Genomic DNA, 19,428 nt, shown 5'->3' with positions numbered 1-19,428 from the left:
AAGCTGGGCGCTTTGCGGATCCAGACCCATGATGCGTCGAACGCGCGACCTGATCCTCACTGCTGCCCTGGCGCTGCTCGCCGCGCCGGTCTTCGCCGCCACCAAGGACGTCCCCAAGGCCCCGGTCGATCCGGGCAAGGCCGCGCAGGCCCGCGACAAGGCCCAGCTGGCGTTCCAGCGGGATCTGGTCAGCGTACTGGCCGCGCGTGCCGATGCGCAGCCGCTGCTCGGCGCGGCCCTGCTGGCCCGGCCGCTGTTCAACCAGCCGCCGAACAACAGCTTCCATGCCCTGATCGAGCGCGCCGCGCACGCCGACGATGCCGGCGCAGCGGTCAACTGGGTTCGCCTGGTCGACTGCGACGCCAAGGCCGCGGCCTGCCCGAATACCGCCGCACTGGATCAACTGCTCAGCCAGGCGCCGGACAATGCCGCGGTATGGATGATCAAGCTGGGGACGGACGCCCGCGACATGAAGCAGGACGCCTCCCGGGAGGACCTGCGCAAGACCGCGGCGGCCAAACTGTACGACGACTACACCGGCAACAGCCTGAAAGCGCTGGCCAGCACGGTAGGCACATTGCCGCCGCCGGCCGGCTCGTTCGATCCGGCCGCGAAGGCCGGTGCGGCGGGCATGCAGACCGTGCTGGTCTTCGGCATCGCCGGTACGCAACCGCAGCCGGGTCTGCAGCTCGTCGCCAAGCTGTGCGAGAACGCCCGCGAAGATGCCTCGATCAAGGCCGATTGCCTGAGCCTGGGCAAGGTTCTCGAATGGGGCTCGAGCCCGCTGGCACGCTCGCTCGGGCTGCACCTGCGCGAAGTGCTGTCGGACGATCCGACCCAGCAGCAGGAAGCCCGGGAGGCCCGGCGCAACCTGATCTGGCAGGTGCAGAACTTCGGCCTGCTGCTGAACCGGGCACTGGACGAGCCGGCCGTGGCCCAGCATCTGCTGGCGCTGGCGCGCAACGGCGGCACCGAGATGAGCCTGCAGCTGGCAGCCCTGCGCGACAACCACATCGCTGTCGATGCGCCGACCGACTGGCAGCCGCACCGGGCGGAATAAGCCCGGCTGGCCGAAGCCCGACAGGCTGCGGCCAGCCGCTTTGCGCCGCATCCTCAGCCGTGTAGGCTTGGAACACCTTCCGCGGCAAGGGTGATCCGATGCTTACGACGCTGGTGGCAAGCAGCAAGGGTGGTTGCGGCAAGAGCACGCTGGTCACCCAGCTGGCTTCGCACTGGGCACAGGCCGGGCAGCACACCGCCATCATCGACGCCGACCGGCAATGCTCCAGCTTTCGCTGGGCCACGCTGCGACCGGACAATGTCCCCGGCGTGCTGGCGTACGAGGGCGGCCGAAAATCCCTGAGCCGGATTCCCGCGGATACCCAGCAGTTGCTGATCGACAGCGCTGCCGGTTCCGGTGTGCGCGACCTCGAGCCGTATCTGGAGCAGGCCGACGTGCTGCTGGTGCCGGTGCTGCCCTCCTCGTTCGACCTGGATGCGACGCTGCGTTTCATCGGCGAACTGCAGTCGATCAATCGCATCCGCCGCGGCAAGCTGCCGGTGGCGCTGGTGGCCAACCGGCTCAAGCCGTGGACTCACGCCAGCCAGGATGCGGTCGCCCAGCTGGCCGAACAATCGCCGTTTCCGATCGTCGCGCAGCTGCGCGACAGCCAGGCCTACGTGCTGCTGAGCGCGCTGGGCAAGGGTATTTTCGACTATCAGTCCGAGCAGGTGCGCAACCACCAGCAGGACTGGAAGGCGCTGCTGCGCTGGATCAAGCGTCAGCAGCGCTGAAGCAGCCCCTCTCCCGATGCCTTCATCGCGCGCCGTGCGCGACCACCACCCGCTGGAGTTCCCCATGCACGAACTGATCCTGTTGCGGCACGCCGAAGCCGTACCGATAGACACCGCTGGCGACGACCAGCAACGCCCGCTGAGCCCGCGCGGCGAGCAGGAAGCGCAGGCGGCCGGACTCTGGCTGGCCGCGCACGGCATCCGGCCCGAGCGCGTGCTGTGCTCGCCCACCCGGCGCACCGACGAGACCACCCGGCTGGCGCTGGCCGCGATCGCGGATGCCCCGGTACCGCAGATGGCCTCCGAGATTTATGACGCCTCGCCCGGCGAACTGCTGGCGCTGCTCGATCAGCACGGCGACGCGGGCACGGTGATGCTGGTGGGTCACAACCCCGGCTTTGAACGGCTGGTGGCCCTGCTGGTCGAAGGCCGCTCGGACGATTTCCGCGGCATGCCGCCGGGCGCGCTGGCGGTGTTGCACCTGGACGGAGCCCTGGAGCCGGGCAACGCCCGGCTGGACGCCTTCTGGTCGCCCTGACGCGACGCGCAAGGCCCCACGTTCCCGATCACACCTGTCGATCGCGCTGCCTCTTCAGCGCGATGGAGCGGCGCCCGCACGGAAACCCGTCACGGGCACTCGACCCATTCCCCGTATCATTCGCGCATGCCCCGTTTCCTGTACCGATTCGCCCTCCCATTGCTGCTGGCTACCCTGCTCCTGCAAGGCTGCACCTTGTCACGCCAGCAGATCCGGCGCGCCGATGCGGTGGTCGCGGCCACCACCGACCGCGATCTGTCCTGCACGCAAGCCGACCATTGCGCGGTGGCTTCCCCGCTGCTCGAGGCCGCCACCCGGGCGCTGGCCGAATCCACCCCGGAGCAGCCGGTGCACGTGGTGACCCTGCTGGGTGACAGCGAACCGGCGCTGGCCGCACGGATCAACCTGATCCGCGCGGCGCGACACTCGATCGACGTGCAGACCTACATCTGGGATCAGGACGATACCGGCCAGCTCGTGCTGAACGAGCTGGTTCAGGCCGCGCGACGCGGGGTGCAGGTGCGCATCCTGGCCGACCAGCTGTTTTCCTTCGACGACCAGGATCTGCTCGACCGCCTGTCGCGGGTCAGCTCGCACCTGCAGGTGCGCCTGTACAACCCGACCTTCCACAAGGCCCACACGCCACCGCTGGATTTCGCCGCCGGCCTGCTGTGCTGCTTCATGCAATTCAACCAGCGCATGCACAACAAGTTGCTGCTGGTGGACGACAGTATCGGCATCACCGGCGGACGCAACTATCAGGATCGCTACTTCAACTGGGACGACAACTTCGACTACGTCGACCGCGACGTGATGATCGGAGGACCCGCCGCACGGGAAATGGCTGCCAGCTTCGCGCTGTTCTGGCATCACAAGCGCGCGGTGCCGCTGACCCATCTGCGCGACATCAACCAGCGCATCCTGTCCGACCGCACGCCGCCGGTGTGGCCGGCTCCGGTCTATCGCCGACCACAACGGGTCGCCCAGGTGCAGCGCGCCGCCGAAGATCCGCAATGGCTGCAGGCCTGGCTGGTCGAACCCTCCCTGCGGGTGGGCAAGGTCGACTACTTCAGCGACCTGCCAGCGAAAACCGACAAACCGGACAAACAGCGAGCGCTGGAGTTCACCCGCCACATCATGCGCATGATCGGCGACGCCAGGAGCGAGGTGCTGCTGCAGACACCGTACCTGGTGATGAGCAAGCGCGCCCAGCGCATCTTCAAGCGGCTGCACCGGCATGCCGCGCCGCCGCGGGTGATCGTTTCCACCAATTCGCTGGCCTCGACCGACGCGTTCGCTGTCTACGCGATGTCGTACAAGCACCGCAAGCGCTACCTGAAGACGTTCGGCTTCGAGATCCACGAGATGAAGCCGCATGCGCCCGGCCCCGCGGTCGAATACGAACTGGCCAACCTCGGCATGGACGCGGCGACCCCGCCGACGGAAACCGCCAGCCCGGCCAGCGCGTCGCGGACGCGGTTCCACCTGCTCGGCAGCCGCGGCAACAACCGGCCTGCGCCGCTGCTCAGCGAGGGCCGCCGCTTCGGCCTGCATGCGAAGTCGATCGTGATCGACGACAGCTTCGCGATGGTCGGCTCGCACAACTTCGATCCGCGCTCGGATCACTACAACACCGAGGCCGGCGCGATCGTCTACGACCACGTGTTCGCCGACCAGCTGCGACGCAGCATCCTGCGCGACACCCAGCCGGAAAACTCCTGGGTGATTGCGCCCCGACGATCGGTGGTGCCGGTGCTCACCGACATCAACCAGGCCATCGGCAGCGTCTCCGAGCAGTTGCCGCTGTTCGACCTGTGGCCGTTTCGCTACGCCACCAGCTACGACCTCAAGCCCGGCTGCCAGCCGATGCGCGCCAGCAACCCCGATTTCTTCGCCTGCTACCAGCCGGTCGGCGATTTTCCCGACGTGGCATTGTCACCGAAGCTGATCATCACGCGACTGGTCACCGCGTTCGGCGTGGGCGCCAAGGGCATCCTCTGATACGCCGTGAGACCTACCGGCGTCCCGTGTGCAAGCCGTCACGGCACCCGCGCAATCCCGTCTCCGCGTGAAGAGAAGCGCATCGGCAGCTCGCCGCTGATCCCTTCGGGATGATCGGCCGGCACCGCGAAGCGCCAGCCGCGCACACTGCGCAGGGCGTGTTCGTCGAGGACCGGATCGCCGCTGGATTCGCTGATGCCGGCGGCAGCGACGCGACCACGGTCGTCGATGTCGACATGCAGCACCACGCGTCCGTCCAGATGACCGCGCAACTCGTCCCAACGTTGCGAGGTGTCGCTGGGCATCGCCAGTGGCAGCAGTGCCGCCGGCGGGGGGGCCGCGGCCAGGCTTTCGCCGCGGCCAGGGCGGTCGGGTGCGCTGCGGCGCGCCGGCACCACGCTGATCGCGCCATGCCGGCGATGCGGCAAGGGCCAGGCATGGCGCGACGCCGACCGCGCCGACAGGGTGGCGACACGCGGCGCCGGTCCGTGCCAGCCGGCGGTCAACGTGCTGAGCCAGGCGGTGCCGGCGATGCCGACCGCCAGCGCCAGCAGGCTCAGGCCGCTGCTGGTGCGCAGGCGCAGCATGGCGCTGGCGGCATCACGTTCACGGCCGCTCGAGAATCGCGGTGACGCCCATCCCGCCGGCCGTGCAGATCGAGATCAGGCCGCGGCCGGAGCCTTTCTGCTCCAGCATCTTTGCCAGCGTGGCGATGATCCGCGCGCCGGTGGCGGCAAACGGATGGCCGACCGCCAGGCTGGAGCCGTGGACATTGAGTTTGGCCGGATCGATCGAACCGAAGGCTGCGTCGAGGCCGAGCCGCTGCTTGCAGTAGTCGACCGACTCCCACGCGCGCAAGGTGCACAGCACCTGCGCCGCGAACGCCTCGTGGATCTCGTAGTAGTCGAAATCCTGCAGGGTCAGGCCCTGGCGCGCCAGCATCCGCGGCACCGCGATGGTCGGCGCCATCAGCAGGCCCTCGCCATGGACAAAGTCGACCGCGGCGACCTCGGCATCGCGCAGATACGCCTGCACCTTCAGGCCGCGTCGGGCGGCCCAGTCCTCGCTGGCCAGCAGCACCGCGGCGGCGCCATCGGACAGGCCGGTGGAATTGCCGGCGGTGAGCGTGCCGTGGCCGGAGCTGCGGTCGAACGCGGGTTTCAGCGCCGCCAGCTTCTCCAGCGTGGTATCCGGGCGCAGGAAGCCGTCGCGCCGCAGACCGCGGAACGGCACCAGCAGGTCCTCGAAGAAACCGGCGTCATAGGCGGCGGCAAGCTTGTGGTGGCTGTCCAGCGCCAGCCGATCCTGCGCCTCCCGGCCGATCTTCCACTCCTTCGCCATCTGCTCGCAGTGATCGCCCATCGACTTGCCCGTGCGCGGCTCGGCCACGCCGGGGAATGAGGGCTTCAGCTCGCTGAAGGAGAACCCGCGCAACGCCGCTTTCAACTTGTCCAGCGGTGTCTTCGCCCGGTTCATCGCCAGCAGCCGCTTGCGCAGCCGCGTGCCATAGACAATCGGCACGTCCGAGGTGGTGTCCGAACCTCCGGCAATACCCGCTTCGATCTGTCCGGCCGCGATCTTGTTGGCGATGATGATCGCGTTGTCCAGCGAGGTGCCGCAGGCGCGCGCAGTGGTGATGCCCGGCGTGGTCGGGGCCAGTCCGGAACTGAGCAGCGCCTCGCGCGCCAGGTTCCAGTCGGACGAGTGCTTGATCACCGCACCCATCGCGACCTCACCGAGCTCCACGCCGTGCAGACCGAAGCGTTCGACCAGCGCACCGAGCACCTTCACCGACATGCCGAAGTTGCCGACGTCGGCATACGCGGTGTTGTTGCGACAGAACGGGATGCGCGTACCGCCGATCACCCCAACGCGCCTTTGCGTGTTTTCCATGCTCAAAACAGTCCACCACTCGAGTCTGTCAAGGCTAACCCGCCATGCCGCGCGGCGAAAGCCCAAGACGCCGGTGAATAGGCGCATTCGTTCAGCACGCACCGGGGCGAACACCCGCCACTGGTAGAATCGGCCTTCTTTGACCCCTGGGAACCGCTGCCTCGTGGAAGTACAAACGCTGCTTGCCCTGCCCGTGCTGCTGGCGCTCGAACCGGTCGCCGGCGAAACACCGGCACGCATGACGCTCAGTCGCGACGAGGCCGCCGAGCTGGCGGAGCTGGTTGCCACCGATCTGCATCTGCTGGTGCCTGCGGTCGATGCCGCCCGGTTGGCATTGGCCGGCGCACTGTTCGACCCGGTCGAACTGCTGCGGCCGGGCTTTCCGGTCTGGGCGACGCTGGACGAACTGGCCCGGCGCGTGCCACGCGGCCAGCTCGACAACGTGGTGGCTTTCGGCAGCCACGAGGGCCAGATGCCGGCGCTGCCGCTGCAACCGTCGCCGCTGTTCGCCGACGGTCCGATGCGCCTGTTGCCGCTGAGCCTGCTGGCGCCCGAGGCGCTGGCCGGGGAGCTGGCCGAGCAACTGGAGATCCAGCTGGTCGGTCGCGGCGAAGCCGGCGCGCTGACTGCCGACTGGCTGATGCGCACCCTCGGCATCCGGCTGGAACATGTGCGTTACCTGAGCCGCAACGACCTGATGGCCCTGACCTGCGTGCAGTACGAGCACGTCAACCTGGCGCCGCTGTGGACCCTGCTCGAGGCGGCGCTGTTGACCCCCGAGCGCGCCGAGTCGGGCATGAGTGCGCGTGGACTGACGCTGCACTATGCCGACGGCAAGGTGCTGGCGCAGTCACCGACGCAGTGGCTGGCGGCGCAGACCGGTGACAACGCGCAGCTGGCGCACGATCTTGCCGGCATCGTGTTCGAGCTGCGCCAGTACGCCGCACTGCTCGATGCGCACCAGCTGCCGCTGCTGCTGCAACCGGCGGCGGGCGGGGAGAACGAGGCCGAAACGGGCTATCTGCTGGAAACCCTGGCGGCGGTCGAGCCCGGCTATGACCCGCCGGCGCTGTTCGCGCACGAGGCAGCCGGCCTGGGCATCGTCGCGATCAGCGTGGTGCAACGCGGTGAGGGCGGCCGCGCCCGTGCGCTGGCGCATGGCTATCCGCTGCAGCCACAGGCACTGGGGCCGCTGCTGGAGCGCCTGGCCGGGCGCTATGGCATTGCCGGCGAGCTGCACGCGCTGGGCCGGATCGTGCTGGATGAGGACCGCCGCCTCGCCGCGCCCGCGGTGCCGCTGCACTGAATCGGCGGGCTTACGGGGCGGGGCAGTTGTGCGCCGGCAAAAACTGGGCGCATGATGGTGGTGCGCCGCAGGGGGCGCGCTCCAGCTGGCGGTATGACCATGCGGCCGCAAAAGCCTGCCGAGGTGTTGCCATCGCTTTTCCCGGCGTCGCACTGGCCCGACAAGGTGTTGCGCGACGCCCCCGCGCTGCTGGCCTATCTCGACGGCGAGCAGCGTTTTCGCTACGCCAACGAAACCCACCGGCGCTGGCTCGGCATTGATCCGCAGGGACTGATCGGCCTGCGCCTGATCGACGTGATCGGCCGGCGCAACCATCAACTCGCCAGCGCGGCGCTGGAGCGCGCCTACGCCGGCCACATGGCCAGCTACGAAGGCGAGCTCTACAACGGTCGCGAGCGGCGTTACGCCCACGGCAACTTCCAGCCGGACTTCGATGCGGCCGGCAAGGTCTGCGGCGTGTTCACCGCGCTGGTCGACATCACCGAGCGGCACACCCTGGAGCTGCAACTGCACGAGAGCGAGAAGCGCTTCTTCAGTGCGTTCCAGCACGCCGCCATCGGCATGGCCCTGACCCATCCGGACGGCCACTTCCTGCGCGTCAACGCGGCGGTCTGCCAGATGCTGGGCTATACCGAGCAGGAGTTGCTGGCGCTGGATATCGCGGCCATCACGCATCCGGATGACATGGCGGCGGACCAGGACCTGCTGGAGCAGCTGCTGGCCGGCCAGCGCGAGTCCTACCAGCTGGAAAAGCGCAATTTCCACAAGCTGGGCCATGTCGTGCACATCCTGCTCAGCGTGTCGCTGGTGCGCGATGACCACGGGATGCCGCTCTACTTCGTCTCGCAGGCGCAGGACATCAGCCAGCGCAAGGCGTTCGAGGACGCGCTGCACCGCGAGCGCGAGCTGGCCGAAGTGACCCTGCGCTCGATCGGCGACGCGGTGATCACCACCGATCCGCAATTCCAGGTCACCTCGCTCAATCCCATCGCCGAGGCGATGACCGGCTGGAACAGCCATGAGGCGCACGGTCGGCCGATCGAGGAGATCTTCCAGCTGTTCGACGCCCGCCACGGACAGCCCGTCGCCAACCCGCTGCGCGCCGCGATCGGGCACAACACCATCGTCGACCTCGCGGGCAAGACCCTGCTGCGTCATCGCCACGGCTTCGATACGCCGGTGGAGGATTCCTCGGCACCGATCCACGATCATGCCGGCAACGTGATCGGCGGCGTGCTGGTCTTTCACGACGTCAGCGAGACCCGCTCGCTGGCGTTGAAGATGATCCACCTGACCCAGCACGACACGCTCACCGGACTGCCCAACCGCAGCCAGCTGCACGAGCACGTCAAGCAGGCGCTGGCGACGGCGAACCGGCGCCAGCAGCGCGCCGCGCTGCTCTACATCGACATCAACCATTTCAAGCAGGTCAACGAACTGCATGGCCATGCGATCGGTGACCGGGTACTGCGCGCGTTCGCCATGCAGTTGCAGCGCTGCCTGCCCGCCGATGCCGTGCTGGTGCGCCATGGCGGCGACGAGTTCGTGGTGGTGCTGCCGCACCTGGAAAGCGTGGGCGCGGCGGCCAGCCTGAGCCAGACCCTGATCAATCATGGCGAGCAGACCGGCCTGGACGGGATCGCCGAACTGGCGCTGCGCATCACCATCGGCGTCAGCGTGTATCCCGACGACGCCACCGATCCGGAAAACCTGCTGCAGCATGCGGAAGCCGCCTCGGTGGCGGTCAAGGCGCAGGGCCAGCACGGCTACCGTTTCTTCACCGCCTCGATGCATGAGCGGGCCCGCGCGCGCCGGGGCATCGAGATCGCGTTGCGCCAGGCCCTCCCGCGGCACGAGCTGAGCCTGCACTACCAGCCCAAGGTCGACGCGCATAGCGGGCGCGTCATGGGTGCGGAGGCCTTGCTGCGCTGGCATGCCAACGGGCACGAGTTGTACCAGCCGGACCAGTTCATCCCGGTCGCCGAGGACAGCGGCCTGATCCTGCCGATCGGTGCGTGGGTATTGCGCCGGGCCTGCAGGCAGGCAAGAGCGTGGCAGCAGCTCGGCTACGCCATTCCGATCTCGGTCAACGTCTCGCCGCTGCAGTTCCAGCACGCCGACTTCTACAGCTGGCTCGACGACGTGCTGAATGAAAGCGGGCTCGATGCCGAACTGCTCGAACTGGAACTGACCGAACGCACGGTGATGTCCGGTGGCGATGCCACCACCAGCCTGCTGCGGCGGATCAAGCAGCGCGGGGTGCTTCTGTCGCTGGACGATTTCGGCACCGGCTACTGCAGCCTGTCCTACCTGAAGCATTTCCCGATCGATGCGCTGAAGATCGATCGCGTCTTCGTGCACGACCTGACCAGCGATCGCGATACCGCCACGATCACCAGCGCGATCATCGCGATGGCCCGCAGCCTGGGCAAGGTGGTGATTGCCGAAGGCGTGGAGACACACGAGCAGAGCGCGTTCCTGCGCCACGCCGGCTGCACCCAGTTGCAGGGTTTCCTGTTCGGCGCGCCGATGCCGGCGGCCCGGTTCGAGCAACGGCTGGCCGCCGTCGACTGAGCCGGCTCAGTCGACGCGACCGCCAGGCGGCGGCAGGGTCGCTTCGTACATCCAGTAATGGCAGCGCTGCATGCCCAGTCCGGCATAGGTCGCCTGCGCACGCCGGTTTTCGGTTTCCACGTACAGCCGCAGCCCGACCGCACCGGCCTCCACGGCACGCTGCGCCACCGCGGCATACAGCGCGCGGAATACCCCGCCTCGGCGGGCAGCGGGAATCACGTAGACGCTCTGTATCCACCAGAAATCCCCGCAGCGCCAGTCGCTCCACTCATAGGTCACCAGCAGGCTGCCGACCGCCACGCCGTCGTGTTCGGCGATCAGATAGAAGCCGCGTCGGTCCTGCTCGAAGACGCCGCTGATGCCGCGCTGCAGGGTTTCCGGATCGAGCCGCTTGTGCTCGGTTTCCCATGCCATCGCCGCATTCCATGCCACGAGTTCGGGAAGGTCGGCGGGGGTGGCTGCGCGAATCAGCAAGGGCACGGCGGAACTCCTGGAGGGAACGGGACGACACATCGTAGCGTGCGAGATTTTCACATGCCGGCGTGTAGCGTCGTGGCACCGCCGATGGCCGCGGCCCGTATCGACTGTCCGGCGCCCCGCCGCAGCATTGCTCCGGCGGCTGATCCGCCATCCATCCCAAGGACCACCGGATTTGAACATCGGCAGCATCCTCGACCAGCTCAAACTGCGCCGTCTGCGCGCCTACCGTCGCCGTCGGGCCGCCGCGCGGACCCGACCGGAGGAGGAGCCGGCGCTGCGCTCGGAGCTGTTCAGCGCCGAGCAGATGGAGCGGCATGGCCGGGCGCTGGCCGGCCAGCACCGGCTGCGCGAGCGGGCGAGTACCGACCTGCTGCTGGAACGGCTGGCCGACAACGAGGCGGTGATCACCCACACCTGCGACCGGCTGACCAATGCCACCCGGCGCAAACGGCGGATCACCCCGGCCGGCGAATGGCTGCTGGACAACTTCTACCTGATCGAGGAGCAGATCCGGATCGCCCGCCGGCATCTGCCCAAGGGCTACAGCCGCACGTTGCCGCGGCTCGACAACGGGCCCTCGGCGGGGTTGCCGCGGGTCTACGACATCGCGCTGGAAATCATTTCGCACGGTGACGGCCGGGTCGACAACGCCAGCCTGCGCCGCTTCGTCGGCGCCTACCAGGAGGTGGCACCGCTGGGGCTGGGCGAGCTGTGGGCGATCCCGATCATGTTGCGGCTGGCGTTGATCGAGAACCTGCGCCGAGTGGCTGCCCGGGTGATGGCCGACTGGCGCTATCGCGGCAAGGCCATGCGCTGGGCCGACAGCATGATCGCCACGGCCGGGCGCGAACCGAACAGCGTGGTGCTGGTGGTCGCCGACATGGTGCGCTCGGACCCGCCGATGAACGGTCCGTTCGTGGCCGAAATGGCCCGTCGCCTGCAGGGTCAGAGTCCGGCGCTGGCGCTGCCGCTGAACTGGATCGAACAGCGCCTGTCCGAGTCGGGCCAGAGCGTCGAGCACCTGATCCAGCTCGAAGCACAGCAACAGGCGGCCAACCAGGTCTCGATCAGCAACAGCATCGGCAGTCTGCGCACCCTGGCCGCGATCGACTGGCGCGATTTCGTCGAGCACGCCAGCGTGGTCGAACAGCTCCTGCGCGGAGATCCGGCCGAAGTCTATGCGGCAATGGATTTCGCCACCCGTGACCGCTATCGCCACGTGGTGGAGAGGCTGGCCCGCCAGCACCGGTTGAGCGAAATCCGGGTCGCCGAGGCGACGCTGGAGCTGTGCCACGCCGCGCCGTCGCCGGACGGCGGACCGTCGCTGCCACAGCATGTGGGCTTCTACCTGATCGACCGGGGTCGCCGCCTGCTGGAGCAGCACCTGCGCATCCGGCCCAGGCTGGCCGAACGCCTGCGTCGCAGCTTCGACCGGGCCCCGCTGCCGATCTATCTGGGCCTGCTGATCGCGCTGACGTTTGCGTTCGCCCAACCGCTGGTGCTCGAAGCCGCGCACGACGGACTGCCGTTGTGGGTGCTGATCGCGGTCGCGATCCCGGCGACCATCCTGGCCAGTCAGCTGGGCCTGAGCCTGCTGAACTGGATGGCCACCTTGATGGTGTCGCCACAGCAGCTGCCGCGGATGGATTACTCCGACGGCATACCACCCGATGCGCGCACCCTGGTGGCGATCCCCAGCCTGTTCTCCAGCGCGCAGGATGTCGAGGAGCTGGTCGAGGCGCTGGAAGTGCGCTTCCTGGGCAATCGCAACGAGCACCTGCACTTCGCCCTGCTGACCGATTTCGCCGACGCCGCCGAGCAGACCCTGCCCGGCGACGAGCCCCTGCTGCGACTGGCGCAGCGACGCATCGAGGCGCTCAACGAACGTTATCGCGGCAGCGGGACCGACCGCTTCTTCCTGTTCCACCGGCCGCGCCGCTGGAACGTCACCGAACAGGTCTGGATGGGCCACGAACGCAAACGCGGCAAGCTGGCCGATCTCAATGCGCTGTTGCGCGGCAACGGGCACGACCGCTTCATGCTGATCGTCGGCGACATCGCGGCACTGCCACCGGTGCAGTACGTGATCACCCTGGATACCGACACCGAGCTGCCGCGCGACGCGGCGCAGGCCTTCGTCGGCAGCATCGACCATCCGCTCAACCGGGCGGTGTACGACCCCGAACGTCGACGCGTGGTCAGCGGCTACGCGATCCTGCAGCCGCGCGTTGGGATCAGCCTGCCCAGCACCTCGCGCTCGCGCTACGCGCAGCTGTATGGCAGTGATGCCGGCATCGACCCGTATACGCAGATGGTGTCGGACGTCTATCAGGACGTGTTCCACGAAGGCTCGTTCATCGGCAAGGGCATCTATGCGATCGATGCGTTCGAGCGCACCCTCGACGGCCGCTTCCCGGAGAACCGCATCCTCAGCCACGATCTGGTCGAGGGCTGCCATGCCCGGGCGGGCCTGCTCAGCGACGTGCAGCTGTTCGAGGAATACCCGACCCGCTACGGCGCCGACGTGAAGCGCCGGCATCGCTGGATCCGCGGCGACTGGCAGCTGATGCCGTGGCTGCTGCCCTGGGCGCCGACCGCGCACGACGGCTGGCGCCGCAACGCGCTGACCGCGTTGTCGCGCTGGAAGATCCTCGACAACCTGCGCCGCAGCCTGCTGCCGGTGGCCTTGCTGAGCCTGCTGATCTTCGGCTGGCTGGTGCTTTCACCGGTGTTTTCGTGGACGCTGGCAGTCCTGTCGATGGTGCTGGTGCCGCCGCTGCTGTCGGCGCTGCTCGACCTGGTGCAGAAACCGCCCGAGGTGCAACTCGACCAGCACGTGCGCTCGGGCTTCATGGCCGGCATGCAGCATTTCGCGCGGATGGCGCTGGGTCTGGCCTGGCTGCCGCACGAGGCGCTGTACCACCTCGACGCGATCGTGCGCACGCTGTGGCGGATCACGATCAGCCATCGTCACCTGCTGCAATGGCAGACCTCCAGCGAAGTCGAGCGGCAGAGCAGCAACGCCCCATCGGCGCTGTGGCGAATGATGTGGATCGGCCCGGCACTGGCCGTGCTGCTGGGCGTGGTGCTGGCACTGGAGCGCCCGAGCGTGCTGCTGCTGGCCTCGCCGCTGCTGCTGCTGTGGCTGCTGTCGCCCACGATTGCCTGGTGGATCAGTCAGCCGCGGCGGCCCGGCGCGTTCGCACCCAGTGCGGCACAGCTGTACTTCCTGCGCGTGCTGGCGCGTCAGACCTGGGCGTTCTTCGACACCCACGTCGGCCCGACCGACCACTGGCTGCCACCGGACAACCTGCAGGAGCAGCCGGGACCGGTCATCGCGCACCGCACCTCGCCGACGAATATCGGCATCGCGTTGCTGGCCAATCTGGCCGGCTACGACTTCGGTTTTCTCAGCGCCGGCCGCCTGCTTCAGCGCAGCCGCCAGACCCTCGCCACGATGCAACGGCTGCCGCGCTATCGCGGACACTTCTACAACTGGTACGACACCCTGAGCCTGAAGCCGCTGTCGCCGCTGTATGTCTCGGCGGTGGACAGCGGCAATCTTGCCGGTCACCTGCTGACCCTGCGGCCCGGTCTGCTTGCGCTGATCGATGCACCGGTGTTCCAGCCGCGTGTGTTGCAAGGACTGCTCGACACGCTGAACACCCTGCATGACGCGCTCGACGGCAACGCCGGCGACACGCTGGAACCGCTGTCCCGCTTCCTGCAGGACGCGCTGGACAAGCCGCCGACCGTCACCAGCGCGGCGCTGTCGCTGCTGCATGAGCATCTCGACCGGGCCCGCACGCTGGCAAGAACGCTGGCGCCGGAGCCGGGCAGCGACGCCGCGTTCTGGCTCGATGCGCTGCTGCAGCAATCCGCCGAGTTGTACGACGAAACCCACCTGTTCAACCTCGACCCGCCGGCCGACGACGACCCCGGCTTCAATGGCATCCCCACGCTGCGCCAGCTGGCGCGGGCCGAGCCGCTGTGCTGGCCGGTCAGCTTCGACGCCGAGGCCGTGCGCGCGCATGCACAGGAACGGATCGGCGAGATCGAGCAACTGGCGCGGTGGGCCGGCGAACTGGCCGTGATGGACTACCGCTTCCTGTACGACCCCGCCCGCGACCTGCTGGCGATCGGCTACAACGTCGACCAGCGGCGGCTCGACACCGGCTACTACGACCTGCTCGCGTCGGAGGCCCGACTGGCCAGTTTCGTGGCAATCGCGCAGGGCCAGCTGCCGCAGGACAACTGGTTCTCGCTGGGCCGCCTGCTGACCACCAGCGGCGGCGAACCGGTGCTGCTGTCGTGGACCGGCTCGATGTTCGAGTACCTGATGCCGATGCTGGTGATGCCCAGCCACGAAGGCACCCTGCTCGACCAGACCTGCCGCGCCGCGGTGGCGCGCCAGATCGAATACGGCAACCAGCTGAACCTGCCGTGGGGTGTTTCCGAATCCGGCTATCACATGCTGGATGCGCACTTCACCTACCAGTACCGCGCGTTCGGTGTACCCGGACTGGGCCTCAAGCGCGGACTCGGCGACGACGTGGTGATCGCGCCGTATGCCACCGCACTGGCGATGATGGTGGCGCCGGCGGCGGCCACCCGGAACCTGCAGCGGCTGGCCGAGGCCGGTGCGCGGGGACGCTTCGGCCTGTACGAGGCGATCGACTACACCCCGGCGCGGTTGCGGGTGGGCCAGTCCTCGGCGCTGGTGCGATCGTTCATGGCACATCACCAGGGCATGAGCCTGCTGGCGCTGGACTACGCCTTGCTGGATCGGCCGATGCAACGCCGCTTCGAATCCGATCCGCAGTTCCAGGCCACCAGCCTGCTGCTGCAGGAGCGCATTCCCAAGACCGCCGCGGAATACCTGCATGCCGCCGGCTTCCCCGACAGCGACGGCAACCCGCCCGCCGCCGAGGCGCGGCTGCGCATATTCACCGATCCGGACCGCCCGCGCCCGGCGGTGCAGCTGCTCTCCAACGGCCGCTACCACGTGATGCTGAGCAGCGGCGGCGGCGGCTACAGCCGGCGCGGCGAGCTGGCGCTGACGCGCTGGCGCGAGGACATCACGCGCGATCACTGGGGCATGTTCTGCTACCTGCGCGACGTGGCCACGGGCCAGTACTGGTCGACCACCTACCAGCCGACGCTGAAGAAGACCGAGCTGTTCGAGGCGATCTTCTCCGATGCGCGCGCCGAGTTCCGCGTGCGCGAAGCCGAATTCGACACGCACACCGAGATCGTGGTGTCGCCGGAAGACGACATCGAGCTGCGCCGTACCCACATCACCAACCGCAGCCGCCACCGGCGCACGATCGAGCTGACCAGTTACGCCGAAGTGGTACTGGCACCGGCGATCGCCGACTCGCTGCATCCGGCCTTCAGCAAGCTGTTCGTGCAGACCGAGCTGCTGCCGGAACTGCAGGCGATCGTGTGCACCCGCCGGCCGCGTGCGCACGATGAAGCGGTGCCGTGGATGTGCCATCTGCTGGCAGTACACAACGCCGACATCGACGCGATCTCCTACGAGACCGATCGTGCCCGCTTCATCGGTCGCGGCCGCAGCACCGCGCAACCGCAGGTGCTCGATCGCGAGCAGACGCAGCTGTCCAACAGCGCCGGCTCGGTGCTCGATCCGATCGTGGCGATCCGTTGCCGCATCACGCTGGAGCCGGAGCAGTCGGCCACGGTCGATCTGGTCACCGGCATCGCCGACCATCGCGCCGCCTGCCTGGCGCTGATCGGCAAGTACCGCGACCGCCACCTGGCCGACCGCGTGTTCGACCTGGCCTGGACGCACAGCCAGGTGTTGCTGCGCCAGCTCAACGCCAGCTTGGCCGACGCTCACCTGTACGAGCACATGGCCACTGCGATCCTGTTCCCCAACGCCAGCCTGCGCGCCGAGGCGGGCATCCTGCGCGGCAACCGGCGCGGCCAGTCCGGCCTGTGGGGCCAGTCGATCTCCGGTGACCTGCCGATCGTGCTGCTGCAGATCGCCGACCTGAGGCGGATCGAGCTGGTGCGCCAGCTGGTGCAGGCGCATGCGTACTGGCGGCAGAAGGGCCTGGCAGTGGACCTGGTGATCTGGAACGAGGATCGCGCCGGCTACCGGCAGGAGCTGCAGGACCAGATCATGGGCCTGATCGCGTCCGGCAGCGAGGCGAACCTGCTCGATCGCCCCGGCGGCATCTTCGTGCGGCCGGCCCAGCAGCTGTCCAGCGAAGATCGCATGGTGATGCTGGCCGGCGCGCGGATGGTGCTGGCCGACAACCGCGGCAGCCTGGCCGATCAGATCGGCCGGCGCCAGGTGGAAACCCACGCGCCGCCGTTCGAACCGAGCCGGCCCGAGCGGACGGCCTTGGCCGCCCCCTCGGCCGCCGCGCCGTCCGTCATGCTGCGGCTGGCGAATCCGCACGGCGGCTTCAGCGTGGACGGCCGCGAGTACGTGATCGTGCTCGGCGCCGGCGACGCCACCCCGGCACCGTGGGCCAACGTGCTGGCCAATCCGCATTTCGGCACGGTGATCTCCGAGAGCGGCAGCGCCTACAGCTGGGGCGAGAACGCGCACGAGTTCCGGCTCACGCCGTGGGACAACGACCCGGTCAGCGACGGCAGTGGCGAGGCGATCTACCTGCGCGACGAGGAAACCGGCCAGCTGTGGTCGCCCACGCCGCTGCCCTGCCGCGGCGTCGGCAGCTACATCACCCGCCACGGCTTCGGCTACAGCGTGTTCGAGCACGTCGAGGACGGCATCCATTCCGAGCTGTGGGTGTATGTGGCGCTGGACGCCTCGGTGAAGTTCTCGGTGCTGAAAGTGCGCAACGATTCCGGCCGGCCGCGCCGGCTCAGTGCCACCGGCTACGTCGAATGGCTGCTCGGCGACCTGCGCGAGAAGACCGCGATGCACGTGGTCACCGAATCGGACCCGGCCAGCGGCGCGCTGTTCGCCCGCAATGCCTGGAACACCGAGTTCCCGAACCGGGTGGCGTTCTTCGACGTGGACGACGCCAGTCGCAGCATCGATGGCGACCGCAGCGAATTCCTGGGCCGCAACGGCAGCACCCGCGCACCGGCCGGACTGGGCCGGGCAAACCTGTCCGGCCGCCTCGGCGCCGGCCTCGATCCCTGCGCCGTGCTGCAGGTCAAGCTGGCGCTGGAAGACGGCGAGCAGCGCCAGTTGATCTTTCGCCTGGGACTGGGTCGCGACGCGGTGGACGCCGGCGCGCTGGTGCAGCGGTTCCGCGGCACCGGCTCCGCCGCCGATGCGCTGGGCAAGGTGCGCGCGCACTGGGAGCGCACGCTCGGCACGGTCCGGGTGCATACGCCGGAGCCGGCGCTGGACATGCTGGCCAACGGCTGGCTGCTGTATCAGACGATCGCCTGCCGGATGTGGGCGCGCAGCGGCTATTACCAGTCCGGCGGTGCGTTCGGCTTCCGCGATCAGTTGCAGGACTCGATGGCCACGCTGCACGCCGCGCCGGAACTGGCGCGCAACCAGCTGCTGCTGTGCGCGGCGCACCAGTTCCCCGAAGGCGACGTGCAGCACTGGTGGCATCCGCCGCTGGATCGTGGCGTGCGCACCGGCTGTTCCGACGACTACCTGTGGTTGCCGCTGGCGACCAGCCGCTACGTGCTGGCCACCGCCGACCGCGCGGTGCTGGATGTGCGGGTCGGCTACATCGAGGGCCGCGCGCTGCATCCCGGCGAGGAATCGTATTACGACCTGGCGCAACCGTCGGGTCTGCACGAGAGCCTGTACCAGCATTGCGTGCGCGCGATCGAGCACAGCCTGACGCGCGGCGTGCACGGCCTGCCGCTGATCGGCAGCGGCGACTGGAACGACGGCATGAACCGGGTCGGCGAGGCAGGCCGCGGCGAGAGCGTGTGGCTGGGGTTCTTCTCCTGCGAAGTGCTGCAGCGCTTTGCCGAGGTGGCCCGGCTGCACGACGACGCGGCGTTCGCGCAGCGCTGCGACGAGGAAGTCGCTAGGCTGCGCAGTGCACTGGAACAGCACGCCTGGGATGGTGCCTGGTATCGCCGCGCCTGGTTCGACGACGGCACGCCGCTGGGTTCGGCCGACAACGAGGAGTGCCGGATCGATTCGATCGCGCAGAGCTGGTCGGTGCTGTCCGGCATGGCCCCGCCCGAGCGCCGGCAGCAGGCGATGGCGTCGCTTGACCAGCACCTGGTCCGGCGCCAGGCCGGGCTGATCCAGCTGCTCGATCCACCGTTCGACAAGTCCGCGCTCGACCCCGGTTACATCAAGGGCTACGTGCCGGGCGTGCGCGAGAACGGCGGCCAGTACACGCACGCGGCGATCTGGGCCACGATGGCGTTCGCCGAACTGGGCGACAGTGCCCGCGCGTGGGAACTGCTGCGCATGATCAACCCGGTCAGCCACGGCAGCGATGCCGAAAGAATGGACGTCTACAAGGTCGAGCCGTACGTGGTCAGCGCCGACGTCTACGCGGTCGAGCCGCATGTCGGCCGCGGCGGCTGGAGCTGGTACACCGGTTCCGCCGGCTGGATGTACCGGCTGATCGTGGAGTCGCTGCTCGGCCTGCGCCTGGAGGCCGGTCGGCTGCACTTCGCGCCGGTGCTGCCGGGCGAATGGGAGGGCTTCTCGATGAGCTATCGCCACGGCGAGACCTGGTACCGGATCGAACTCAGGCAAGTGGCCGCCGGCACCGTCGCGCGGGTGACGCTGGACGGCGCGACCCTGGGCGATGGTCGCATTCCGCTGGTGGACGACAAGGTGGAGCATCAGGTGGTGATCGAGCATCCGCGAAGCGGTTGAGCCCGGACCGGCGCGCCCGCCCGATGCCCGGGG

10 protein-coding genes are annotated in these 19,428 nt (G+C 68.6%); 7 read left to right on the top strand and 3 right to left on the bottom strand.

Going from position 1 to position 19,428, the window contains the following annotated elements; genetic code table 11:
- Positions 1-28 precede the first annotated feature (28 nt).
- From ACFPPA_RS18390 to ACFPPA_RS18375, 4 genes are all read left to right on the top strand, one after another.
- Entirely contained in the window at positions 29-1,060 is a 1,032-nt protein-coding gene (locus ACFPPA_RS18390) for a hypothetical protein (protein ID WP_377322585.1), read from the top strand.
- 98 nt (positions 1,061-1,158) lie between these two features.
- On the top strand, positions 1,159-1,794 hold the full coding sequence (locus ACFPPA_RS18385) for a nucleotide-binding protein (protein WP_377322583.1): 636 nt from the start codon (positions 1,159-1,161) through the stop codon (positions 1,792-1,794).
- Positions 1,795-1,858: 64 nt separating this feature from the next.
- The gene (locus tag ACFPPA_RS18380) at positions 1,859-2,332 is read left to right on the top strand and encodes a SixA phosphatase family protein (RefSeq protein WP_377322581.1); all 474 of its coding nucleotides are present in this window, start codon (positions 1,859-1,861) and stop codon (positions 2,330-2,332) included.
- Positions 2,333-2,458: 126 nt separating this feature from the next.
- A complete protein-coding gene (locus ACFPPA_RS18375) occupies positions 2,459-4,333 on the top strand; it encodes a phospholipase D-like domain-containing protein (protein WP_377322579.1) in 1,875 nt (624 codons plus the stop codon).
- A 38-nt stretch (positions 4,334-4,371) separates the two neighbouring features.
- On the opposite strand, the gene ACFPPA_RS18370 is transcribed toward ACFPPA_RS18375, so the two are convergent.
- Both ACFPPA_RS18370 and ACFPPA_RS18365 read right to left on the bottom strand, forming a co-directional pair.
- Positions 4,372-4,920, bottom strand: a complete 549-nt coding sequence (locus tag ACFPPA_RS18370) for an energy transducer TonB (protein ID WP_377322577.1) — start codon at positions 4,918-4,920, stop codon at positions 4,372-4,374.
- Positions 4,921-4,939: 19 nt separating this feature from the next.
- The gene (locus tag ACFPPA_RS18365; protein ID WP_377322575.1) at positions 4,940-6,226 is read right to left on the bottom strand and encodes an acetyl-CoA C-acetyltransferase; all 1,287 of its coding nucleotides are present in this window, start codon (positions 6,224-6,226) and stop codon (positions 4,940-4,942) included.
- Between the two features lie 163 nt (positions 6,227-6,389).
- On the opposite strand from ACFPPA_RS18365, the gene ACFPPA_RS18360 reads away from it, so the two are divergent.
- Entirely contained in the window at positions 6,390-7,532 is a 1,143-nt protein-coding gene (locus ACFPPA_RS18360) for a hypothetical protein (protein ID WP_377322573.1), read from the top strand.
- 99 nt (positions 7,533-7,631) lie between these two features.
- A complete protein-coding gene (locus tag ACFPPA_RS18355; RefSeq protein ID WP_377322571.1) occupies positions 7,632-10,106 on the top strand; it encodes a sensor domain-containing protein in 2,475 nt (824 codons plus the stop codon).
- 6 nt (positions 10,107-10,112) lie between these two features.
- Here the strand turns inward: ACFPPA_RS18355 and ACFPPA_RS18350 are convergent, their stop codons facing one another.
- A complete protein-coding gene (locus tag ACFPPA_RS18350; RefSeq protein ID WP_377322569.1) occupies positions 10,113-10,586 on the bottom strand; it encodes a GNAT family N-acetyltransferase in 474 nt (157 codons plus the stop codon).
- Between the two features lie 172 nt (positions 10,587-10,758).
- Between ACFPPA_RS18350 and ACFPPA_RS18345 the strand changes: the two genes are divergently transcribed.
- Positions 10,759-19,395, top strand: a complete 8,637-nt coding sequence (locus tag ACFPPA_RS18345; protein ID WP_377322567.1) for a glycoside hydrolase family 94 protein — start codon at positions 10,759-10,761, stop codon at positions 19,393-19,395.
- The last annotated feature ends 33 nt before the right edge of the window (positions 19,396-19,428 follow it).

The organism is Rhodanobacter ginsengisoli, from assembly GCF_042657065.1.
Taxonomy (GTDB): domain Bacteria; phylum Pseudomonadota; class Gammaproteobacteria; order Xanthomonadales; family Rhodanobacteraceae; genus Rhodanobacter; species Rhodanobacter ginsengisoli.
Note: the sequence above shows the minus strand (reverse complement) of the source record. Positions and strands in the feature narration are given on the sequence as shown.